This is a genomic window from Sutcliffiella horikoshii (assembly GCF_044809035.1).
In the GTDB taxonomy this organism is placed as follows: domain Bacteria; phylum Bacillota; class Bacilli; order Bacillales; family Bacillaceae_I; genus Sutcliffiella_A; species Sutcliffiella_A horikoshii_G.
On sequence record NZ_CP085237.1, the window covers coordinates 283,351 to 305,981 of the forward strand.

Here is a 22,631-nt window from a genome sequence, read left to right on the forward strand (position 1 = left end):
AAAGGCTAAGAAACTAAAATATAAACAGATCATCTCTTGAGGGGGAACACAATATGAAAACAAAATTGCATTTATTATACGGCGGGAAATCAGCGGAACACCAAGTTTCCTTGCAAACAGCATTAGCTGTGACAAAGGCTTTAGATACAGATAAGTTTGAAGTATATCCGTTATACATAACGGAATCAGGCGAATGGAAGCGCGGCAGCTTATTAGAAGGACCGGCAGATAGCGTCCACCAACTGAAGTTAGAAGATGGAGGAACCACAATCGCTCCCCTTGCATTGACGAATGAAGAAGAAACGGAAGAAGCGCCAACAGTCGTTTTCCCTCTATTACATGGTCCGAACGGGGAAGATGGGACAGTTCAAGGAATGTTGGAACTTTTAAATCTCCCTTATGTAGGAAACGGTGTGTTAGCATCCTCTGCAGGGATGGATAAAGTTATCATGAAAAACCTTTTCGACCAAGCAGGACTTCCACAAGTTGGGTATGCACACTTCCTTCGCTCTGAATGGGAAAAGGCTGCAGATGCAACCTATGAAAAGGTAGAATCAGAGCTTGGGTATCCTTGCTTTGTAAAGCCTGCTAACCTGGGTTCAAGTGTTGGAATCAGTAAGGCGAAGAACCGTGAAGAACTTGAGGCAGCTTTCCGTGAAGCGTTTGATTTTGACCGCAAAATCATCGTGGAACAAGGATTGGAAGGTGCTCGAGAAATCGAGATTGGCGTACTAGGCAACGATGAGCCAGAATGTTCAGTTATCGGTGAAATCGCGCCTAAGACAGAGTTTTATGACTACAAAGCAAAATATGAAGATGGCGATACTGCGATGATTATTCCTGCGGAGATCAGTGATGAAATCTATGAGCAAGTTAAAGAAATGGCCATCACTGCTTTCAAAGCAATTGATGGGGCAGGCCTTGTGCGTGCAGATTTCTTTTTAACAAAAGAGGGTAAACTATATATCAATGAAGTAAACACGATGCCAGGATTCACCCCGTTCAGCATGTTCCCGTTATTATGGCAGCATACTGATGTGTCCTATCCAAAACTAATTGAAAAACTAGTAGGATACGCACAAGAACGCCACGCAGAAAAACAAAAGATTAAGCATACATTTTAATAAAAAGATTTCCACCTGGAACGGAAATTTACAGGGAGTTAAATGAAACACACAATATGCAGATAAACAGGCAGGGGTTGGGTCATCACGGGAAACGTTCCATAATACGTGATGTCAGCCCCTTCTCTGTGTATAAAGAATAGGAGGGACAACCAAAATGATAAAAAGGTCACTAAAAGAAATACAAGAAATGGCGAATGGCCAGCCAATCTCTTCAGAATACAGCGCCATCGTAGTAGAAGGTGTTTCCAAAGATACCCGTGAGGATATGAGCGGGAAATTGTACATACCAATTATCGGAGAAAATTTCAACGGCCATGCATTTGTCCGTGATGCTATCGAGAAAAAGGGAGCAGTTGCGTCCTTCTGGCAAAAAGATCAACCTGAGCCGCCAGCAGATCTGAACCTGATTTTTGTAGATGACACGATCGAAGCACTGCAGCATCTTGCAAGCAGTTATCGTAATGAAATCGGTATGAAGGTTGTGGGGATTACCGGAAGTAACGGAAAAACCACCACCAAAGATATGGTTACTTCTGTATTGGAGACAACATTCCGTGTGCATAAGACAGCAGGGAACTATAACAATCATATTGGCTTGCCGTTAACGATTCTATCCATGAAAGAGGATACGGAAGTCGCAGTGTTGGAAATGGGCATGAGCGGCCGGGGAGAAATCGAGTTGCTTTCTACTATCGCTAAGCCGGATGCTGCCGTCATCACCAATATCGGGGAGTCTCATATGCAAGACCTTGGTTCGCGTGAAGGGATTGCGGAAGCTAAGCTTGAAATTGCGAGCGGCCTGAAAGAAAACGGAAAGTTGATCATCAATGGTGATGAGCCGCTTTTGACGGAGAGAGTTGGAGGTAACGCGAACGTTATTCCATTCGGTTTAAAGGCTAACAATAACTACCAGGCAAGAGACATCACGTTAAAAGGGAGAGGCACTTATTTTATAATAGAAGAAACAGAGTACTTTATCCCGGTACTTGGTGCCCACAATGTGACAAATGCCCTTGCTGCCATCATTGTCGGAGAGCTTTTTGGTGTATCAGAAGAAAACCGCAAAAAGGGCTTGGAGCAACTGGTCATTACTGGTATGAGAAACGAAGTGGTGGAGACCTCTGGCGGGTGGACGGTCATTAATGATGCTTACAACGCAAGTCCCACTTCCATGAGAGCAGCATTGGATTTACTGGAAAGCCTGGACGGGTATGGGAAAAAGATTGCCGTGCTTGGAGACATGCTTGAACTTGGAGATATGGAAAAGACTTTTCACCATGAAATCGGTCAATATGTAAAAGGGAAGAAGGTGGATTATGTGTTCACATTCGGTGCTCTCGGCATGGAGATCGCAAAAGGTGCCCAGGAAGTAATGGAGCCTTCCCGTGTCAAACCGTTCATGAACAAACAAGAATTAACCCGCCGACTGCTACCTATTTTAGAGTCCGGTGATGTGGTAATGGTTAAAGGCTCACGGGGCATGAAGCTAGAAGAGGTTATTGAAGCGATTAAGTAATTCTTTCTTTTCAAAGGAATACAAAGTTCTACTTATGAGAAAATTAAAAGTAAGCGTTTTGCATTGCAAAGAATGGTATGGAGAGAAAAATATTTTACCGATTTATTCGGCAGAGGAGCGCGGTTGAAAGCGTAACCTCCTATAAGTTGGCATTAACCTTTATTGCTATTTAGTAACCAAAGTGTTATGATAACAGGTAATGTGTTTAATATGTCTACTTATAAAGATTAGGCAAGCGCCAAGACGCGTGCCTAATTTATTAATTTGTATAGATAAAGGAGTAGGAATAATTTGGCGTTATTTAAAGAATTAGGTTTATCAGAAGAAATCATGAAGTCAATCGACAAAATGGGGTTTGAAGAAGCTACCCCTATCCAATCGGAAACGATTCCTGTTGCATTAACTGGTAAAGATGTTATCGGTCAAGCTCAAACAGGTACAGGTAAAACGATTGCATTCGGTCTTCCATTGCTTGAAAATGTAGATGTGACAAACGACTCCATCCAAGGTATCGTTATCGCACCGACTCGTGAATTAGCTATCCAGGTTGCTGAAGAAATTTATAAAGCTTCTTACCATAAACGTGCTCGTGTTCTTTCCGTATTCGGTGGCCAGGACATCAGCAGACAGATTCGTTCATTGAAAAAGAACCCTCACATCGTAGTTGGTACTCCAGGTCGTTTACTTGACCATATCAACCGTAAGACTCTTCGTCTTCAAAGTGTGAACACGGTTGTTCTTGATGAGGCAGATGAAATGTTGAACATGGGATTCATCGAGGATATCGAAAAAATCCTTGCTGAAACACCAGAAAAGAAACAAACATTACTTTTCTCTGCTACAATGCCTGCACCAATCCGTGCAATCGCTGAGCGTTTCATGAGCGAGCCTGTAAGTGTAAAGGTACAAGCGAAAGAACTAACAATATCCAACATCCAACAATTCTACGTGGAAGTTCCCGAAAAGAAGAAGTTTGACACATTGACTCGTCTTCTTGACATCCAGTCTCCAGAGCTTGCTATCATCTTCGGCCGTACAAAGCGCCGTGTAGATGAGCTATCTGACGCATTGAACGTGCGCGGATACTCTGCAGAAGGAATTCACGGTGACCTTTCTCAAGCGAAGCGTATGAGTGTACTTCGCAAGTTTAAAGAAGGTTCCATCGACGTACTTGTTGCAACAGACGTAGCTGCTCGTGGACTTGATATTTCTGGTGTAACACACGTTTATAACTTTGACATCCCGCAAGATCCTGAAAGCTATGTTCACCGTATTGGACGTACAGGTCGCGCTGGTAAGAGCGGATTGGCGATCACATTCGTCAGCCCTCGTGAAGTTAGCTACTTGCACCATGTAGAACGTGTAACAAAACGTAAAATGGATAAATTGAAGGCGCCAACTCTAGACGAAGCACTAGAAGGCCAACAAAAAATGTCCATGGAAAAATTAACGCAAGCGGTTGAATCGCAAAACCTTGGTTTCTACCGTAACGCAGCGGAACAATTACTTGAAGAGCACGATGCAGTAACACTTGTATCTGCAGCTTTGAAATTGTTCACAAAAGAGCCGGATGAAACTCCAATCCGTCTTACTGAAGAAGCACCTATGCACTCTAGAAGAGGCGGCGGCGGTGGTGGTGGCCGTGGCGGCGACCGCAACCGTAGTGGTGGAAAAAGTTCTAGCGGCGGTGGAAAAGGCGGCTGGAACAAGCGTTCCGACAGCCGTGGCGGCAAGCCAGGCGGCGGTTCTGGTTCAAGAGACGCAAGCGCTAAGCGCCAAGGCTACAAACGTTCTTCTCGCAAAGAGCGCGTATAATTAACATTTCATTTGCAGAAGCTCGAGAACTGACTGGGATACCAGTTAGTTTTCGGGCTTTTTTATTGTGGGGGAGGCAGGGGTTTAAGCTCTCTACAATCGGAGTTTATGTAAAAAAATGGGTTCTCTGTGCCCGACCGGCCGGCCACGGGATCGAGGTGAAATGTCCAATAGACCGGTTCTCTACACCCGACCGGCCATGGGATCGAGGTAAAATGTCCAATAGAACGGTTCTCTATGCCCGACTGTCCACGGAATCGAGGTGAACTGTCCAATAGACCTGTTCTCTACGCCCGACCGTCCACGGGATCGAGGTGAAATGTCCAATAGAACGGTTCTCTATGCCCGACCGGCCATTGAATCGAGGTAAAATGTCCAATAGAACGGTTCTCTATGCCCGACCGGCCATGGGATCGAGGTGAAATGTCCAATAGACCTGTTCTCTACGCCCGACCGGCCATTGAATCGAGGTAAAATGTCCAATAGACCGGTTCTCTACGCCCGAACGACCAGGGATCGAGGTGAACTGTCCAATAGACCGGTTCTCTACGCCCGACCGACCATCAAATCCGAGTAAGCTGTCCAATAGAACCCAGATAAATACCAGTTCCCCCTATTTTTAAATCAAAACCGTCCCACCTCCCCAGAGCCCCCCTTAAAAAGAACAAAACTCGGGCATACTACTTCTAAACATTTCCCAACCAAAAGGAGGTCCCACACCTACCATGACCATAGTAAAACTCGGTTACGTCGCCATGAGCGTGCAGCTCACCAATGCCTCACCGTCCAAAACGATGACCTTTGCCCAGTTCAGCAAAATCAAGGATCGGGAAGCGGCCATTGAGAAGCTTGAGCGTATATCAATCGAGAACCTAGAGAACTGTCTGAGACTACTCAGGCACAATATCGCAAACGACATTCGGTTTTTTCGGTTTAGTTCCAAGTTGATCCCACTTGCAAACCATGAAGAAGTGAAAGACTGGAAGTTCATGCGGCCTCTCAAAGACATCTTGTCCGAAATAGGGGATTATATCGATGAAAACCCGATGCGTGTGGATTTTCACCCGGATCATTTTGTGCTACTGAACTCTAAGAAAAAAGAAATCATCAACCAGACCATTAAGACACTCAGTATGCACCGCTCTCTTCTAAAAGGAATGCGGGTTCCGACCGAGCATCGGTGTGTCTTGCATATTGGCGGGGGATATGATGACCGGGAGTTGGCGCTGGAGCAGTTTATCCATAACTTTGCGCTGGTTCCGCAGCCTATCCAGGAAATGCTGATTCTCGAAAATGATGATACGACATTCCACTTGCGAGATGCTTTATATGTTTGTGAAAAACTGAATGTACCGCTCGTTTTTGATTACCATCATCACCTTGCCCATTTTGAGGAGGAAGCAGAAGGATGGAAGCAGGATTGGGAGCGGGTAGTGCAAACATGGGAGCATTCCCCGCTGCCTGTAAAAATGCATATTTCGAGCCCGAGGGACGAAAAGAATTTCCGGGCCCATGCGGATTATGTGGATTCTAAAATGTTTATGGATTTCCTCCAAGGCATCAGAGGAAGCGTACCGGAGATCCATTGTATGATTGAAGCAAAGAAAAAAGATGAAGCGCTTTTTCAGCTGATGAAAGAGATGAAAAATTATACTGAGATAGAAATCATTGATGGAGCCTCTTTCAAAATTAAATAGAATTTTCCAACTGCGGACATCCATAGTATACTAGGAAAAGCGACAACTAGAATGTTTTTTTTGGGGGGAGAGCACATGAGGCCGGAGCCTAAACAAATGATAGATAGAAAAGCACTTTCGGTATGGAGAATCTCCGCCGCACTGAATTCATTATTTTACGTCCTGCTTTTTGGGGGATTTTGGTTTATACAACGTTCGTTTGAATTTCCATGGTGGACACTGCTGATTGCGGGATTGCTTTTTGTAATCATCTTCTTATTTACAGTTGTAATTTTCCCGACGATGCAGTGGAAACGTTGGAGGTTTGACGTGCATGAGCATGAAATTGACTTGCAACATGGCATTTTTATCAAAAAGAGGACCTTGGTGCCGATGGTTCGTGTGCAGCACGTTGATACACGGCAGGGGCCGATTTTGAAAAAGTTCCACCTCTCCACGGTGCTCATTTCAACTGCGGCGACGATTCATGAAATACCGGCTCTCGATGAAGAGCAGGCGGACCAAGTCAGGGATTACATATCCAGGCTTGCGAGGGTGACAGAAGATGATGTCTGAGAAAAAGAGGATGCATCCTGCCGCAATCGTAGTAGCTTTTTTCAAACAACTGCGTGAACTCTTGTTTCCAATTATTATTTTCGTATTCTTTGGTAGCAGTTCTGGAGAAGGATTCTTCGGGATTATTTACATAATGGTGATGGTCTTGTGGCTGGCAGGCTTGATTGGAGTCGGGGTCATTTCTTGGTATCGATTTTACTATTGGATCGAAGACGGGGAGCTGCGGATGGAATACGGTGTTTTCGTAAGAAAGCGCCGCTTCATTCCGCAAGAAAGAATTCAGACGCTGGATACCTCTGAAGGGATAATACAGCGGATGTTTGGTCTGGTGAAGGTGCAAATCGAAACAGCTGGTGGCGGAGCGGAAGCAGAAGCAAGTTTAACTGCGGTTACAAAAGAAGAAGCAAGCAGGCTGAGGGAAGCTTTGTTGTATCACAAAAATAAAGCGGAGACAGTTGAGGAAGGTTTTGAGTTGTATGGACCACGATTACCTATTCAACAGGAACCTGACATCCAACCAACAGAAAAGCCAACTTACCATGCATCATGGAAAACACTATTCATTGTCGGGACAACCTCAGGAGGGATAGGTGTCGTCCTATCAGCAGTCATTGCATTCACTTCCCAGTTCGATCAGTTTGTCCCATATGATGATATTGTCGATCGTTTCGGGATGGTTTTGCAGACTAGTGTGTACTTGATAGCTTCGATTATTTTTATTGTTTTGTTTCTGTCATGGCTCATTTCGATCGTGATGACCATGTTTAAATACGGAAATTTCACCGTCGTCAAACAGGACGAGGAGCTGTTGATCTCCAGGGGGATTATTGAAAAGCGGCAACTGACCATTTCGCTGAAAAGAATTCAAGCGATAAGAATCTCGCAAAATTTATTAAGGCAACCTTTCGGATATGCCACCGTTTATGTGGAGAGTGCAGGAAGTTCTGGAGGAAAGGAATCTGATTTTTCCACGATTCTTTTTCCGTTACTGAAGGTATCTGAGGTGGAAGCTCACTTGAAGGAGTTTGTTCCGTCGTATCTTCTTTCGCCAGCGGTTCAGGGTCTTCCGAGACGATCGATGGCACGCTATCTGATCAGAATGATGGTACCAGCCACCCTTCTTTCTATCCCATTCGCCTATTTTTTTCAACCATATGGATATCTTGCTTTTCTTTCCGTTGCGATAGCAGGATTGTTGGGTTATAGCCAATACAAGGCTGCGGGATGGGCAGTTGGCAAAGAGCAATTGCAACTTTCCTACCGCCATTTGAGTAAAAATACGGTCCTTGTTCGGAAAAAAAGGATTCAATCCTTTGAGCTGAGGGAGTCGTTTTTTCAAGGGAAAAGAAAGCTTTTTACGATTAAAGCTGCCATTAAAACTGGTCTTGGAGGCAAAAACTTTCAAGTGGTGGACGTGGAACAGAATGACGGAGAACGGATTTATGAATGGTATTCTTATGAAAAAAAGCAAGGGGATGTCATGTAAACCGACAACCCTTGCTTTTGTTTTTCGTTAATAACTTCATATAAACCTTGAAAGTATCCCAAATAGCACTAGTGCAATTAAGACAATCCATACTATATTCTGTTTTCCGCTTCTCGGTGCGCTTGGTCTGCCGATGTTAGGGAAGATTGCGCGCAAGGTCCTTGGGGAGCTCGCTCGCCCTCTTCCCAGGAAGAATGGTGCTAAGACCGTTCCGGCAAAAAATCCGAATAAGTGGGCGACCACATTGATATTGGAGTTCAGGAATGTCATGACAAGCCCAACTGCCAAAATCGTCAGGATTACTTGGGAGTTCGCTCGATCTAATAGGTCTGGGCGTAAGAAAACCATGTAAAAATAGAGCCCGAAAATTGCAAAGATGGCACCAGAAGCACCGAGATGACTGTACAGATCATGTTTTAATAGTAAGGTGGCGACGTTGGCAAGGATTCCGCCGAGCAAATAGAAAATAATGAATTTCACTTTACCGAGCATCCGTTCTACAGCGGGACCGAACAGGACAAGGGAAAGCGAATTGAATAAGAAGTGAGTCAAGCTGGCGTGCAGGAAAATCGGGGTAACTAGCCGCCACCACTCTCCTTGCCAGATAAGTAAATTGAATCCGACTGTAAGATTTAGGATGGTTCCGGAAAATTGGACAACCAGCCAGAGGATAAGATGGATAGCAACGATTGTGGTAATAATAGGATATACTCTTGTAAAAGTACGAAAGTTTTCCGTTCGGACGAACATCCGCTTCACCCCTTGTTCTTTTCATTAGTTCTTTTTAGAGTACCATGTTAACACCCAAAAGTCTTTTGAGGAGAATCAGAATATATATCATTATTATATGAAAGAGGTTGGTCCAAGTATGATTATCGGAACTGGAATAGACATTGTGGAGCTTGCCCGCATAGGAAAATTGATGGATCGTCAGCCTAACTTTGTGGACCGCATTCTCACATTGCCGGAGAAAGAGAAGTTCCTATCGCTTAGCGCGAAACGAAAAGTGGAATTCCTCGCAGGGCGTTTTGCGGCAAAAGAAGCCTTTTCCAAAGCAAAAGGAACCGGTATAGGCAAAGAGTTGAGCTTTCAAGACATGACGATCGTCTCGACAGATAAAGGAAAGCCTTATTTTGAGGCACCTTCCATGGAGAAGGAAAGGGTGCACCTGTCCATATCCCATAGTGATCAGTACGCCATTGCACAAGTAATTATCGAAAGCTTGTCAAGCTAGTCTGCATATTCCCTGAAACAGGCTCATATACATAGTTCAGAAAGGAGACAAGGTGTACAAGTAAGAGGTGCAGCCAACCAGCAATACTGCGTTAAGAAGCGGCGGGCCTGTAGTCTCTACACTCTCACTTTTCTCTAAACTAATCATGTAATGAAGGCAAAGGGGATGAATAATTTGAGAAAAGCATGGCTATTGTTAGTGGTTGGCCTTGTGAGTATCCTTGTTCTCGCAGGGTGCGGTACAAAATCAAAAGAAGATGTAACAGCTTCTCTTAGTTCCAAAGTGGAAGAAATGAAGGGGTATGAATCCAATGCGAAGATGACCCTTCAAACAGGCGCGGAGCCACAAGTGTATGAAGTGCAAATCGGGCACAACAAACCGAACTATTACAAAGTGAATTTGAAAAACGCGGAAAAGGATCAAAGTCAGATCATCATCCGTAATGATGAAGGTGTATTCGTCTTGACGCCGGCGCTGAACAAGAGCTTCCGCTTCCACAGTGAGTGGCCGCAAAACAGCAGCCAAGCCTATCTGTTCGAATCGCTTGTAAATGACATCAAAAACGATCCGGAAGCAACATTCACTGCGACGGAAGAACACTATGTATTCGAAACGAAAACAAACTATCAAAATAATAAGCTTCTCCCGACTCAGGAAATCACGCTGAGCAAGAAAGACTTGTCACCGGTTTCCGTAAAAGTGATGGATCCCGATAAAAAGCCATTGGTTCTAGTCGAGTTCTCTGACTTCAAATTTGATGCAAGCTTTGATGCGGATGCATTTGATGTGAAAAAGAATATGACTGGAGCACGTGCAAGCCTAGAGTTGCCTGCATCCGGACCTGTTACAGAAGAGTCGGATGAGTTTTCGGCCATGACACCGCTTGATACGCCTGCCGGTACAGACCTTAAAGAAGAAACGGTTGTGGAAACAGCGAATGGAAAACGTGTGGTCATGACATATGAAGGCACGAAAACCTTCACATTGATCCAAGAAAAAGCGCGTAACTCGGAAGTGCCGACATCCCAGCTTGTAAACGGTAACCCGGCAGACCTTGGCTTCACCGTCGGAGCCATGACAGAAAACAGCCTAACATGGACCTACCAAGGCGTAGACTTCACCCTTGCATCCAAAGACCTCACCCAAGAAGAAATGCTCATGGTCGCCCGCTCCGTCCAAGGCGCAGCCATCAAATAATAAAGCACCAATCAGCAGGCCCGTTGGAGACGGGCCTGTATTTTTTTGTGGAAAAGGGTCAGACCCCCAAAGGATTTTCGCTCATCGTGTCGAAGGGGCTTTCTTCACATGACTTTGGGGGATTTTTTCGTTATGATAGGTACATATTAGTTTGAGGTTGTAGATTGGTAAAGGAAGTGCTAGGTAGATGTCGAGCTTTCATCGGGACACGTGGGTTGAAGTGGATTTGGATTGTATATATGAGAATGTAAGAGCGATACAGGAACATGTCACGAAGGATGTGACGGTGATTGCGGTCGTTAAGGCGAACGCTTACGGCCATGGAGATGCGCAAGTTGCGAATGTGGCGTTGGAAGCGGGTGCAAAGTATCTTGCTGTTTCCTTTTTGGACGAGGCGATGTCATTAAGGCAGCAAGGAATAACAGCTCCTATCCTTGTGCTGGGTGCTTCAAGGGTTTCGGATTTGCCGCTTGTTGCGAAAGAAGGTATTACCCTCACTGTTTTCCGAAAAGAATGGGTAGAGGAAGCGTGTACTGCATATCATGGGTCGGAAGTGGTTAAACTTCATCTGAAACTTGATACTGGCATGGGACGTATTGGGGCAAGAACACAAGAAGAAGTCGGGCAAATACTAGATCAGATAGAAAAAGCCCCTAACCTGCAAATAGAAGGGATTTATACGCATTTTGCCACGGCGGATGAATTGCAATCAGAATATGTGGAACAACAGTTTCAAAGGTTTCACACATTAGTCAATGAGATAACCAATCACTACGCAATTCCGATGATCCATTGCGGAAACAGTGCCACGACTCTTCGGTTTCCAACAAGGATCTTTAACGCGGTGCGTGTTGGGATCGCTATGTACGGATTGACACCGTCGCCGGAAATGGAACCAGAACTTCCTTTTCCGTTAAAAGAGGCATTTTCCCTTCATACTAAACTCGTTCATGTGAAGAAACTCTCCATCGGAGAAAGTGTGAGTTACGGAGCAACCTACACGACGAAAGAAGAAGAGTGGATTGGGACAGTGCCTGTTGGCTATGCGGATGGTTGGATTAGAAAACTGCAAGGAATGAACATTCTCGTAGATGGAAAGCTCGCTCCAATTGTTGGAAGGATCTGTATGGATCAGTTTATGATTAAATTGCCTCATGAACTTCCAATTGGGACCAAGGTGACGCTCATTGGAAAACAGGGTGGCAAGAAAATCAGTTCGAACGATGTGGCTGCAAAGCTTGACACCATCAACTATGAGGTGCCGTGCATGATCAGTTACCGCGTACCCCGCATGTTTTTACGGAATGGGAGTATAATGGAAGTGAGAAACTATCTGCAAGACAAACCATTAGAATAGTAAATGGTAATTTTCTGCATAAAAAAGGGCTTATATAGTGATAATAGAGAAGAATTCACTAAATGGACTTTGCATTTATCAGCAATGATGGTATTATGGAATATGGAATAGTATTATGTGTCTGTAGTTCTTGGAGGTGTATGCTGTGTCTGAATCCAGCGCAACAACTGAAATCTTGATTCGATTACCTCAAAACTTAGTGTCGGAATTAGATGGTTTGGTAAAACAAGAAAACGGCAATCGAAATGAATTAATCTTTCAAGCAACAAAGATGTATCTTCGCGAGCGCAAAAAGCGTCAGATTCGCGAGTCCATGAGACGTGGCTACATGGAAATGTCTAAAATCAATCTAAACATTGCATCTGAAGCTTTCTTGGCTGAATACGAGGCGGAGCATACGGTTGAACGCTTAGTTAGCGGGGGGTAATCATTTGATTGTCAAACGCGGTGACGTTTATTTTGCTGATTTATCCCCGGTTGTTGGGTCTGAGCAAGGAGGCGTTCGACCAGTACTTGTCATACAAAATGATATCGGAAATCGATTTAGCCCGACCGTTATAGTAGCTGCCATTACTGCTCAAATCCAAAAAGCCAAACTCCCAACACATGTAGAAATCGATGCGAAGCGTTATGGTTTTGAACGTGACTCTGTTATCCTGCTCGAACAAATTCGAACGATTGATAAACAAAGATTGACGGACAAAATCACTCATCTTGACGAAGAGATGATGGACAAAGTGGATGAGGCGCTTCAAATAAGTTTAGGACTTATTGACTTTTAATATGTTGAATCCGTTTTATCGATAAGAAGCTATTCACAAGCGCGTGAGTAGCTTTTTTATTTTGCGGAAATCAACAGAGGTGTTACACTAATTGGACTCCTCATTTCTAAAAAGATACCACCATAATTAGGTAAATAAACCACAATTATGGGTGAAATGGGATTAAACATATTTGACTTTTAAAACAATTAAAATTTATAGTTGTATTAGTATAGCTAAAATTATTGTCGAGTTTTTTAAATATATCTATTACCGAAAAAGGAGCCGGGATAATGAATCATGAGATAATTAATTACATTGAGGAAAATCGTGAAACAATCTTCAATCAATGGATAGCAGGAATGGACGAAATCGGAGAAAAGAAAGAATTCAAAGCGATCTCTGATAAGGTCTATTTGAGTACAAGCCGTGAATACATTAACCTGCTGTTAAATAATATCAGCAAAAATTCGGATGACCTATCAAATGTGTTGACGGACTTTGCTGAGAAGATTGTTCGATTTGGCTGGCCGCTTATATATGTAACAGAAGGTTTATCGCTTTTTGGAAAAATCGTATATGAAGGAATGACAAATGAGGTGGATGACAGCCGCAAAGTCTCCTTAATTTACGATTTTGAACAATGGTTACGCCCGGTAAACAATGAAATCTTACAATCGTATACAGGTTCTTGGGAACATACGGTTTCCATGCAGAAAATTGCTTTACAAGAATTGGCTGCTCCTCTTATCCCGGTGTTTGATGGTATTTCCGTCATGCCGCTAGTCGGTACGATTGATACAGAACGTGCAAGACAAATCATGGAAAACCTTTTGCAAGGTGTCGTAAAGCATCGTGCGGAAGTTGTACTAATAGATATTACAGGTGTACCTGTTGTCGATACAATGGTAGCGCACCATATTATCCAGGCTGCTGAAGCGGTACGCCTTGTCGGCGCGAAATGCTTGTTAGTAGGCATTCGTCCTGAAATTGCTCAAACTATTGTCAATTTAGGTATTAACCTAGATCAAATCATTACGAAGAACTCCCTGAAAAAAGGGATTGCGACAGCGCTTGAAATGACGAACAGACAAATTGTGACTGCGGGGGATCCAGAGTGAGAATACCTATATTAAAGCTTCACAATTGCCTTTTAATCTCGATTCAATGGGAATTAGATGATCAAACTGCGTTGCAATTTCAAGAAGATCTACTAAATAGAATACATGAAACAGGAGCTAATGGAGTCGTCATTGATTTGACCTCTGTTGATATGATTGATTCATTTATTGCAAAAGTGCTTGGAGATGTAATCAGCATGTCGAAACTTATGGGAGCGCAAGTCGTTCTGACTGGGATTCAGCCTGCTGTAGCCATCACTTTAGTCGAACTTGGAATCCAATTGGATGAAGTGTTCACAGCACTAGATTTGGAAAAGGGTCTAGAGAAATTACAACAGGAACTGGGGGAGTAAATGATGACTGTCCAATCCTGTGTAAAAATAAGAAATGAATGGGACATAGTAGCTGCCCGGCAAATGGGTAGGAATGTTGCCAAGGATCTGGGTTTCGGCACAGTAGACCAAGCGAGGATAACTACTGCCATTTCAGAGTTGGCTCGAAATATTTATTTGTATGCAGGTACAGGTCAAATATGTATAGAAGAAATGGATGAGTACGGAAAAAGAGGCCTGAAAGTGGTTGCCACAGATGATGGCCCAGGTATTTCCGACATCCGACAGGTAATGGAAGACGGCTTTTCCACATCCGGAGGCCTTGGAGCCGGATTGCCTGGAGTTAAGCGGTTGATGGACTCGTTCCAGATTGATTCATCTTCTGGGGAAGGGACGACAATCCACGCCGTAAAGTGGGTTCGCTAGAAGGGGGGATAACCCATGAATTACGAAAAATTAGAGTCAGAATATAAAGAAATACTCTCTGCCTATCTGAACCGCCAGTCGGAGGAAGCTCTGTACAAAGGGCAGGAATTCAGTCGCAGATTACTTGCGGAAAAAGTTTCTCCCGAAGAAATTATCAGTGTGCATAAAGCAATGCTGCAAGATCTTTCTCCTGAGATACCGGACAATATTCTGCATTCTTTAGACTTCCTGCTTGAAGTGATGATCGGGTATGGGATTGCATACAGGGAGCACCAAAGTTTGCGCCACAGACAACAGGAGATTCAGACGGAGATCGAAATAGCAGTAAACGTCCAGCAGACGTTGTTGGAGACAAAGATCCCTGAAACAGACTCAGTGGAGATCGGTGCAATAAGCGTCCCTGCTAAACTTATGAGCGGTGACTATTACCATTTTGTTCATAGCGAGAAAGATTCATTTAGTGTTGCCATTGCGGATGTCATCGGGAAAGGCATCCCGGCTGCCATGTGTATGAGCATGATTAAATACGCAATGGATAGTTTGCCAGATACTAGAGTTGCCCCAAGCTATGTGCTTGGCAACTTAAATAGAGTGGTGGAGCAGAACGTAGATGCCAGCATGTTCATCACCATGTTCTACGGAATGTATGACCTTCACAAACACCTCTTCTCATTCTCTTCTGCGGGGCACGAACCACCGTTGTATTTTGATGCGAAGAAAAATGAATTCTATGAGCTTGATGCCAGAGGTCTTGTCCTTGGAATCGACAGACTCGCAACCTATCAACAGTATGAAAAGCGAATAGAAGTTGATGACATGGTGATCCTTTTCTCTGATGGAGTAACAGAATGCCGAACAGAGGAAGGATTTATCGAGGTTGATAAAATAATAGATTTAATCAGGTCTTATATACACTTACCGCCTCAAGCCATCGTGGAGCTTGTTTATAGAGACTTGGAGAAAATCCAGGACTTTCAGCTCAGGGATGACTTTACTTTAATTATTTTGAAAAGAAAGGTTTAAATGTTTGAGAAGCGGGTATTTAGTATTGGGATGACCTAAAAATGGAATTCTAATTCATGTTTGAGGTGACGAAAGAATGAATATGGACATTCAAATAAAAGAAGAATTAAATCAGACGCTTGTCGTCCTAGAAGGGGAAATAGACGCCTATACTGCACCAAAGGTAAAGGAAAAGGTTGCCCCGTTATTAGAAGGTTTCACTGGAGAACTAGTTTTTGATTTATCCAACGTAAATTATATGGACAGCACAGGCTTAGGGATGTTTGTAGGATTCTTTAAAACCGTAAAAGCAAACAACGGTGTCTTTCGTCTGGTAGGGTTATCGGATCGTTTGAAGAGATTGTTTGACATTACTGGTCTAGCAGGAATCATGGAAATAAAATAGGCTCTTATAGGAGCCGTTAAATAAGTTCACTTAAAGGTGGGGGAACAATGAACCGGGCTTATGATTATATAGAAATGTCGTTTCCAGCGAAGGCGGAGTACGTAGGCGTTATCCGACTTACCTTATCTGGAATTGCGAATCGTATGGGATTTTCATACGATGAAATTGAAGATATCAAAATAGCGTTAAGTGAAGCTTGCACCAATGCGGTCGAGCATGCTTATAAGCAGGACGAAAAAGGGAATATTCGAATCGGATTCGGTATTTACAGAGACCGACTCGAGTTAGTGGTAGCTGACAATGGACAAAGTTTTGATTTTGACAAAGTAAGAGAAGAATTAGGTCCATACACCGAGTCGCAACCAGTAGAAACTTTGCCAGAAGGAGGGTTAGGATTATTCTTAATCCAAACGCTGATGGATGATGTGAAGGTGCACAGCAATCAGGGCGTTACAGTCTTCATGACAAAGTATGTACAAGGAGAGCAGGTGGAAAGGGATGCGGAGTCAATCTCAGTCCAGTAAGCTGGATGTTAATATGCTGTTAGAGCGGTACCAACAAGACGGTTGTGAAGTATCGCAGTTGCAATTAGTAGAGAATTATACTGCACTTGTTGAATCCATCGCTCGCAAGTATTCAAGAGGCAAAGCCTTTCATGAAGACCTTTCCCAAGTAGGGATGATCGGATTGCTCGGTGCCATGAAGCGTTTTGATGCAAGCTTTGGCCGAAGTTTTGAAGCATTTGCCGTTCCGACGATCATCGGAGAAATTAAACGATTCCTTCGAGATAAAACATGGAGCGTTCATGTTCCACGCAGAATCAAGGAAATCGGTCCAAAGATAAAGTCCGCTGTGGAAGAACTGACAAATGAACTTCAGCGTTCACCAAAAGTATTCGAAATTGCCGATTACTTGGAAGTAACCGAAGAAGAAGTGTTAGAAGCGATGGAGATGAGCCAGAACTATCAAGCTCTTTCTGTCGATAATGCCATTGAGGCCGACTCCGATGGAAGTACAGTCACCATTCTAGACATCGTAGGGAATCAGGATGCCGGTTTCGATCAAGTGGATCAGCAGCTTCTATTACAAAAAATATTCCATGTGCTTTCAGAAAGAGAAAAACAAATTATTGAATGCACATTTTTTAGTAATATGAGTCAAAAAGAAACAGGGGAAAAGCTGGGTATTTCGCAAATGCACGTTTCAAGACTGCAACGTAAAGCGCTAACCAAGCTGAAACAAGCATTCATGGAAGATAATGCAAATACGGAGATTTTCTCATGATCGAACAATTTAAACATGGAAAAGCGAACGTACATGCCTACCAGAATGCGAAAAACGGAATGTATTTCTGTGGGGACAGCTACTACGTAAGTACAACTGATGACTACTTTTTATGTGTAGTGGCAGATGGCTTAGGTAGCGGAGAATTTGCGCACGATGCTTCACAAGCAGTTATTTCCGCTGCCAAAGACCATGAGACAGAAGACGTTGCCGTCATCATGAAAGCATGTAACGAAGCGATGAAAAATAAGCGCGGGGCAGCGGTATCTGTGCTGAAAGTCAATTATGACCAGCAAGAAGTTGTGTATAGCTGCGTTGGGAATATTCGCTTTTTCTTATATCCTCCTACACAAAAGCTTATCTACCCACTTCCGGTCAAAGGCTACTTATCTGGAAAACCCCAAACTCTTAAAACTCATCGTTTTCCCTACAGTTCCAACATGAAATTTTTCATTCATTCTGATGGGCTGAACATTCCATCTGTAAAAAAATACATCAAAGATATCCCATCCGCCACATCCCTGCTAGAAATCGCAGCGATGTTCACAGGCAACGGAATGGACGATGTAACCATCATCTCAGGAGAGCTCCACTAGGGAGACCGTATTTGGCAACCTAGTTGATTGTAGTGGAAGGCACGAAGACTCCTATGGGAGGAAGGGTAAGGGAAGAGACCCCACAGGCTAGCCGAGGAGGCTTCCGGACCGCCCATGGAAAGCGAAGTGCCTGGAATGAAAATCAACAGTTAGATAATGTTTTAAAAATATTAGGGTTTTCAATTAAGCAAAGACTGACATTTTCATGTTAGTCTTTTTTCTTTGTCCGAATAATTTGCTAAAATAGAAGACGGGTTAAAATGTTGGGAGGCTGCAAAAGTGGAATGGAATGATAAAAACGAACAGTTGGTCAACCTATTAGTGAAAGACGTAGAAGTGACAAAAGGACAAGCCAAAAAAGTGATAGCACTTTTAGAAGAAGGCAATACCGTCCCTTTTATCGCCAGATACCGTAAAGAACAAACCGGCTCTCTAGACGAAGTTCAAATCAGAGCGGTCATGGAGAAATGGCAGTACATACAAAACCTTGAAAACAGAAAAGAAGAAGTTACTCGCCTGATCGAGGAACAAGGGAAACTCACACCAGAACTGAAAGCTAGCATTTTAAAATCAACCAAACTACAACAGGTGGAGGATCTTTACCGTCCATACAAACAAAAACGCCGTACAAAAGCGACAGTTGCAAAAGAAAAAGGATTGGAACCTTATGCTGAATGGCTTCTTACATTCCCGTCTTCGCCTTCACTTGAAGAAAAAGCTGCAGGTTTTCTCTCGGAAGAAAAAGAAGTGGCTACGGTGGAAGAGGTGTTAGAAGGAGCGAAGGATATTCTTGCGGAAACCTTTTCCGATGAACCAACTTATCGCCAATATATTCGCGATGTTACTTATAAGCAAGGCAAGGTAGTTTCAGCTGTTAAGAAGGCAGAAAAAGATGAAAAAGAAGTCTTTGCCATGTATTACGAGTATGAAGAGGCGATCTCGAAGATCCTACCGCATCGTATTTTAGCCGTAAATCGTGGAGAAAAAGAAGAGATCTTACGAATCTCCATTGCTGCACCGACTGAAAGGATCGTAGAATACCTTAATCGTCAAGTGATTAAACGAGAATCTTCTATTGCTACATCTCTTATAAAAGAAGCAATCGAGGATGGATACAAGAGATTGATTGAACCTGCGATAGAACGCGAGATCAGAAAAGAACTAACGGAAAAAGCGGAAGAACAGGCAATCCACATTTTCTCGGAGAACTTAAGAAACCTCCTTCTTCAACCACCGCTTAAAGGGCGAGTGGTGCTAGGTGTGGACCCTGCTTATCGAACAGGTTGCAAACTTGCAGTTGTCGATGAAACAGGCAAAGTTCTTCATATAAGTGTCATCTACCCGCACACATCTGGGGAGAAGAAAAAAGAAGAGTCCATTAGAAAATTATTGGATGTCCTGTCCACCTTTGATATCGAAGTGGTGGCGATAGGGAATGGGACGGCATCAAGGGAGACGGAGCAATTACTCGCAGATGTTATCCAACAAAGCGGAAAAAGCATCTCTTACTTGATCGTAAATGAAGCTGGAGCGAGTGTGTATTCGGCATCTGATTTGGCGAGAGAAGAATTTCCTGATCTGCAAGTAGAAGAAAGAAGCGCTGTCTCTATTGCCCGAAGACTGCAAGACCCGTTGGCAGAGCTTGTGAAAATTGATCCCAAATCGGTGGGTGTCGGTCAATACCAACACGACGTTACGCAAAAGCGCTTAGCAGAGTCCTTGAATTTCGTCGTGGAAACAGTCGTAAACCAAGTGGGAGTGAACGTAAACACTGCTTCCTCTTCTCTATTGCAATATGTAGCAGGGTTATCAAAAACGGTTGCAACCAATATTGTGAAGAAGCGGGAAGAAGAAGGGAAGTTCGCTAGCAGGTCAGATCTAAAAGGTATTCCGAGGCTAGGGGCAAAAACCTATGAACAATGTATCGGCTTTTTAAGAATTATAGATGGAAAACAACCATTGGACAGAACGGGAATCCATCCGGAAACCTATTCGGATGTTAAAAAACTATTAAAGCAGCTGGGAACATCTGAAAAAGACATTGGCACCGAAAAATTGCAGCAGGCTCTGAAAGATATAGATGTTGCCACGCTTGCCAAAGATTTGAATATAGGGCCAATCACCCTTCAAGATATCATCGATTCTCTTATCAGACCGGAAAGAGACCCTCGTGATGATATGCCTACCCCGCTTCTTAAGCAGGATGTTTTGAAAATGGAAGACTTGCAAAAAGGAATGGAACTAGAAGGAACGGTCCGAAACGTCGTGGACTTCGGTGCCTTTGTTGATATCGGAGTAAAGCAGGACGGCCTTGTCCATATTTCTAAACTAAGCAATCGTTTTGTAAAACATCCGCTCGATGTTGTCTCTGTCGGTGATATTGTCACTGTTTGGGTCGACGGTGTGGAAGTGAACAAAGGACGGGTCTCTTTGACCATGCTCCAACCGGAAAAGCAAGAAGTATAAGAAGATAAAACAGCCCCCGAACTGCCATAACTAGGCTGTCGGGGGTTTTCCTTATCAGCTATTCTTTTTATAATAGAAAAACCAACACTGATTCAACATCTTTATCTGATATCGATCCTTCTCCAGGTATGCGCGTTGCATCTGCTTCCTAAACCAAGATGGCATCTTCTCGTTACCCCCTTCAACCAATTTACTTGAAGGCTCATAATGAGGGGCTGTTTAGCTAAAGATTGTTTAAAGTTTAAAATAGTGAGAGTGCGAGTGGATTGGAGCGGAAGGCACTCGACTCCGGCGGGATGTAGCGGTAGACTTGAGACCCCTGAAGCGTTGTGAGGAGGCTCAAGCACCGCCCCGCGGAAAGCGAGTGCCTGCAGCGCAAAGGAACGGCAATACTTCAAAGAGAATTACAACAATCTCATACAAAACAGCCAAACATAATGACTTATTTTTTTCTATACTATGCAGTATAATGGGGAGGGTTCGAATGAAAGGAGGAGGACAAATGGACGACAAAGATCTACAGAAGTTAATAGAAGAAATTTCACTAGTGCATTTCAACAGACCCTTCCTTCACGAAGCCTCCTTTAATCACCGCCTAAAAACAACCGGAGGAAGATACCTCACTTCCACAAGTAACATTGAAATCAATAAGAAGTATTACGATGCACTAGGCATGGACGAACTAGTTGGTATCATCAAACATGAACTATGTCATTACCACCTTCATATACTAGGCAAAGGGTACAAGCACCGAGATGCCGATTTCCGCTTCTTATTGAAAAAGGTGGGTGCCCCAAGGTTCTGTACACCAATCCATGCACCAACATCCAAGCCGAAAAGTTATCGTATATATGAATGTGTAGACTGCCACCTGCAATATAAAAGAGTAAGAAGAGTGAATACAAACAAGTATAGATGTGGAAAATGTAGAGGGAAGTTAAGAGAACTAGAAAATCGTGTTGACATTCAGTCATGAAATATGATAATTTATTCTAGTCGCTGTTTTAAACAAACATTCGATGGCTACTATGATAATATAACTTTTAGTTCTAAAAAAACTTGACTTTTTAGTACAAGATTATTAAAATAAAAACAGTCGGTTGCGACGAATTACAACGTAAACTGACATACCGTAGCATTATTCCACCATAGCTCAGCGGTAGAGCATTCGGCTGTTAACCGAAGGGTCGTAGGTTCGAATCCTACTGGTGGAGCCATATGGAGAAGTACTCAAGTGGCTGAAGAGGCGCCCCTGCTAAGGGTGTAGGTCGTGTAAGCGGCGCGAGGGTTCAAATCCCTCCTTCTCCGCCATATTCAAGGCCCGTTGGTCAAGCGGTTAAGACACCGCCCTTTCACGGCGGTAACACGGGTTCGAATCCCGTACGGGTCACTATTAAGTGGGATGCAAAACATTCTTGTTTTGTTTCCCATTTCTATCCTGGAGGATTAGCTCAGCTGGGAGAGCACCTGCCTTACAAGCAGGGGGTCGGCGGTTCGATCCCGTCATCCTCCACCAGAAGGACTTATTATTTCACCATCTTCGATGGGCTATAGCCAAGCGGTAAGGCATCGCACTTTGACTGCGACATGCGTTGGTTCGAATCCAGCTAGCCCAGCCAACTTTATATGATGTATGCGGGTGTGGCGGAATTGGCAGACGCGCTAGACTTAGGATCTAGTGTCTTTGACGTGGGGGTTCGAGTCCCTTCACCCGCACCATACATTTTCACTAGCCATTCATATTCGCGGTCGTGGCGGAATGGCAGACGCGCTAGGTTGAGGGCCTAGTGGGGGCAACCCCGTGGAAGTTCGACTCTTCTCGGCCGCACCAAAAACACTGAAAAAATATTTTCGAAAAAGTGTTGACGCGAAATGCTAGATTTGATATTATAGTTAAGTCGCCTCTGAGAGGGACATCAAATAAACAACTTATCGTAAAGCGCCCGTAGCTCAATTGGATAGAGCGTTTGACTACGGATCAAAAGGTTAGGGGTTCGAGTCCTCTCGGGCGCGCCATTACTTTTAAAGTAAACGGGGAGTAGCTCAGCTTGGTAGAGCACTTGGTTTGGGACCAAGGGGTCGCAGGTTCGAATCCTGTCTTCCCGATTTTGAATATCGCGGGTGTAGTTTAATGGTAAAACCTCAGCCTTCCAAGCTGATGTCGTGGGTTCGATTCCCATCACCCGCTCCATAATATTGAATGATCTTTGAAAACTAAACAAAACAACAGCGTCATAACGTCGGTTCTACGGA

The 22,631-nt window shown here is 43.7% G+C and carries 23 protein-coding genes and 10 tRNA genes; 31 read left to right on the top strand and 2 right to left on the bottom strand.

All coding sequences use genetic code 11. The annotated features are described in order from the left end of the window. The first annotated feature begins 53 nt into the window (after window positions 1–53). The 6 genes from LG307_RS01510 to LG307_RS01535 all read left to right on the top strand — a co-directional run bounded on the left by LG307_RS01510 (window position 54) and on the right by LG307_RS01535 (window position 8,196). A complete protein-coding gene (locus LG307_RS01510; RefSeq protein ID WP_404447250.1) occupies window positions 54–1,124 on the top strand; it encodes a D-alanine--D-alanine ligase in 1,071 nt (356 codons plus the stop codon). 157 nt (window positions 1,125–1,281) lie between these two features. Continuing rightward, complete coding sequence (gene murF / locus LG307_RS01515) at window positions 1,282–2,643, top strand: UDP-N-acetylmuramoyl-tripeptide--D-alanyl-D-alanine ligase (protein WP_404447253.1); 1,362 nt, start codon at window positions 1,282–1,284, stop codon at window positions 2,641–2,643. Window positions 2,644–2,973: 330 nt separating this feature from the next. Then, on the top strand, window positions 2,974–4,458 hold the full coding sequence (locus LG307_RS01520) for a DEAD/DEAH box helicase (protein ID WP_404450351.1): 1,485 nt from the start codon (window positions 2,974–2,976) through the stop codon (window positions 4,456–4,458). A 725-nt stretch (window positions 4,459–5,183) separates the two neighbouring features. Next, entirely contained in the window at window positions 5,184–6,155 is a 972-nt protein-coding gene (gene uvsE / locus LG307_RS01525) for a UV DNA damage repair endonuclease UvsE (protein ID WP_404447256.1), read from the top strand. Window positions 6,156–6,230: 75 nt separating this feature from the next. Next, window positions 6,231–6,710 (top strand): PH domain-containing protein, encoded by a 480-nt coding sequence (locus tag LG307_RS01530; RefSeq protein WP_404447259.1) that lies wholly within the window; start codon window positions 6,231–6,233, stop codon window positions 6,708–6,710. Further along, the gene (locus LG307_RS01535; protein ID WP_404447262.1) at window positions 6,700–8,196 is read left to right on the top strand and encodes a PH domain-containing protein; all 1,497 of its coding nucleotides are present in this window, start codon (window positions 6,700–6,702) and stop codon (window positions 8,194–8,196) included. The genes LG307_RS01530 and LG307_RS01535 overlap by 11 nt, the downstream gene beginning before the upstream one ends. 36 nt (window positions 8,197–8,232) lie before the next feature. Here the strand turns inward: LG307_RS01535 and LG307_RS01540 are convergent, their stop codons facing one another. Further along, window positions 8,233–8,946 carry a rhomboid family intramembrane serine protease gene (locus LG307_RS01540; protein WP_404447265.1) on the bottom strand — a complete coding sequence of 238 codons (714 nt, stop codon included), beginning with the start codon at window positions 8,944–8,946 and terminating at the stop codon, window positions 8,233–8,235. A 118-nt stretch (window positions 8,947–9,064) separates the two neighbouring features. On the opposite strand from LG307_RS01540, the gene acpS reads away from it, so the two are divergent. From acpS to LG307_RS01610, 14 genes are all read left to right on the top strand, one after another. Beyond that, window positions 9,065–9,430, top strand: a complete 366-nt coding sequence (gene acpS / locus LG307_RS01545) for a holo-ACP synthase (RefSeq protein ID WP_404447268.1) — start codon at window positions 9,065–9,067, stop codon at window positions 9,428–9,430. Window positions 9,431–9,604: 174 nt separating this feature from the next. Continuing rightward, window positions 9,605–10,627 carry an outer membrane lipoprotein carrier protein LolA gene (locus LG307_RS01550; protein ID WP_404447271.1) on the top strand — a complete coding sequence of 341 codons (1,023 nt, stop codon included), beginning with the start codon at window positions 9,605–9,607 and terminating at the stop codon, window positions 10,625–10,627. Between the two features lie 187 nt (window positions 10,628–10,814). Then, window positions 10,815–11,984 carry an alanine racemase gene (alr, locus tag LG307_RS01555; RefSeq protein ID WP_404447274.1) on the top strand — a complete coding sequence of 390 codons (1,170 nt, stop codon included), beginning with the start codon at window positions 10,815–10,817 and terminating at the stop codon, window positions 11,982–11,984. A 145-nt stretch (window positions 11,985–12,129) separates the two neighbouring features. Further along, window positions 12,130–12,411 (top strand): CopG family ribbon-helix-helix protein, encoded by a 282-nt coding sequence (locus LG307_RS01560; RefSeq protein ID WP_010195162.1) that lies wholly within the window; start codon window positions 12,130–12,132, stop codon window positions 12,409–12,411. Window positions 12,412–12,415: 4 nt separating this feature from the next. Then, a complete protein-coding gene (gene ndoA, locus LG307_RS01565) occupies window positions 12,416–12,766 on the top strand; it encodes a type II toxin-antitoxin system endoribonuclease NdoA (RefSeq protein ID WP_010195163.1) in 351 nt (116 codons plus the stop codon). A gap of 272 nt (window positions 12,767–13,038) precedes the next feature. Further along, the gene (locus LG307_RS01570; protein ID WP_404447277.1) at window positions 13,039–13,866 is read left to right on the top strand and encodes an RsbT co-antagonist protein RsbRA; all 828 of its coding nucleotides are present in this window, start codon (window positions 13,039–13,041) and stop codon (window positions 13,864–13,866) included. Then, entirely contained in the window at window positions 13,863–14,219 is a 357-nt protein-coding gene (locus LG307_RS01575) for an STAS domain-containing protein (protein ID WP_010195165.1), read from the top strand. Before LG307_RS01570 ends, LG307_RS01575 begins: the two co-directional genes overlap by 4 nt. Window positions 14,220–14,222: 3 nt before the next feature. Beyond that, complete coding sequence (locus LG307_RS01580; protein ID WP_226683768.1) at window positions 14,223–14,624, top strand: anti-sigma regulatory factor; 402 nt, start codon at window positions 14,223–14,225, stop codon at window positions 14,622–14,624. A 15-nt stretch (window positions 14,625–14,639) separates the two neighbouring features. After that, the gene (locus LG307_RS01585) at window positions 14,640–15,647 is read left to right on the top strand and encodes a PP2C family protein-serine/threonine phosphatase (protein WP_404447280.1); all 1,008 of its coding nucleotides are present in this window, start codon (window positions 14,640–14,642) and stop codon (window positions 15,645–15,647) included. A gap of 76 nt (window positions 15,648–15,723) precedes the next feature. Beyond that, window positions 15,724–16,032, top strand: a complete 309-nt coding sequence (locus tag LG307_RS01590; RefSeq protein WP_060666173.1) for an STAS domain-containing protein — start codon at window positions 15,724–15,726, stop codon at window positions 16,030–16,032. Between the two features lie 47 nt (window positions 16,033–16,079). Next, a complete protein-coding gene (rsbW, locus tag LG307_RS01595) occupies window positions 16,080–16,556 on the top strand; it encodes an anti-sigma B factor RsbW (protein WP_404447283.1) in 477 nt (158 codons plus the stop codon). Further along, window positions 16,531–17,316 (top strand): RNA polymerase sigma factor SigB, encoded by a 786-nt coding sequence (gene sigB / locus LG307_RS01600; protein WP_404447286.1) that lies wholly within the window; start codon window positions 16,531–16,533, stop codon window positions 17,314–17,316. The genes rsbW and sigB overlap by 26 nt, the downstream gene beginning before the upstream one ends. Further along, a complete protein-coding gene (locus LG307_RS01605; RefSeq protein WP_404447289.1) occupies window positions 17,313–17,912 on the top strand; it encodes a PP2C family serine/threonine-protein phosphatase in 600 nt (199 codons plus the stop codon). Before sigB ends, LG307_RS01605 begins: the two co-directional genes overlap by 4 nt. 279 nt (window positions 17,913–18,191) lie before the next feature. Further along, complete coding sequence (locus tag LG307_RS01610) at window positions 18,192–20,378, top strand: Tex family protein (protein WP_404447292.1); 2,187 nt, start codon at window positions 18,192–18,194, stop codon at window positions 20,376–20,378. A gap of 54 nt (window positions 20,379–20,432) precedes the next feature. On the opposite strand, the gene cmpA is transcribed toward LG307_RS01610, so the two are convergent. Beyond that, window positions 20,433–20,543, bottom strand: a complete 111-nt coding sequence (gene cmpA, locus LG307_RS01615; protein ID WP_404447295.1) for a cortex morphogenetic protein CmpA — start codon at window positions 20,541–20,543, stop codon at window positions 20,433–20,435. A gap of 337 nt (window positions 20,544–20,880) precedes the next feature. On the opposite strand from cmpA, the gene LG307_RS01620 reads away from it, so the two are divergent. The 11 genes from LG307_RS01620 to LG307_RS01670 all read left to right on the top strand — a co-directional run bounded on the left by LG307_RS01620 (window position 20,881) and on the right by LG307_RS01670 (window position 22,569). Then, window positions 20,881–21,354 carry a SprT family protein gene (locus LG307_RS01620; RefSeq protein WP_404447297.1) on the top strand — a complete coding sequence of 158 codons (474 nt, stop codon included), beginning with the start codon at window positions 20,881–20,883 and terminating at the stop codon, window positions 21,352–21,354. Between the two features lie 166 nt (window positions 21,355–21,520). Further along, window positions 21,521–21,595 (top strand) — tRNA-Asn (locus LG307_RS01625). A gap of 3 nt (window positions 21,596–21,598) precedes the next feature. After that, a tRNA-Ser gene (locus LG307_RS01630) sits at window positions 21,599–21,689 on the top strand. A gap of 7 nt (window positions 21,690–21,696) precedes the next feature. After that, window positions 21,697–21,768, top strand: a tRNA-Glu gene (locus LG307_RS01635). A 50-nt stretch (window positions 21,769–21,818) separates the two neighbouring features. Continuing rightward, a tRNA-Val gene (locus tag LG307_RS01640) sits at window positions 21,819–21,894 on the top strand. Window positions 21,895–21,922: 28 nt separating this feature from the next. After that, a tRNA-Gln gene (locus tag LG307_RS01645) sits at window positions 21,923–21,997 on the top strand. A gap of 16 nt (window positions 21,998–22,013) precedes the next feature. Further along, a tRNA-Leu gene (locus tag LG307_RS01650) sits at window positions 22,014–22,097 on the top strand. Between the two features lie 26 nt (window positions 22,098–22,123). Beyond that, window positions 22,124–22,209, top strand: a tRNA-Leu gene (locus LG307_RS01655). Between the two features lie 108 nt (window positions 22,210–22,317). Next, window positions 22,318–22,394 (top strand) — tRNA-Arg (locus LG307_RS01660). A 16-nt stretch (window positions 22,395–22,410) separates the two neighbouring features. Further along, window positions 22,411–22,484: transfer RNA gene (locus LG307_RS01665), tRNA-Pro, on the top strand. A gap of 11 nt (window positions 22,485–22,495) precedes the next feature. After that, a tRNA-Gly gene (locus tag LG307_RS01670) sits at window positions 22,496–22,569 on the top strand. Window positions 22,570–22,631 lie beyond the last annotated feature (62 nt).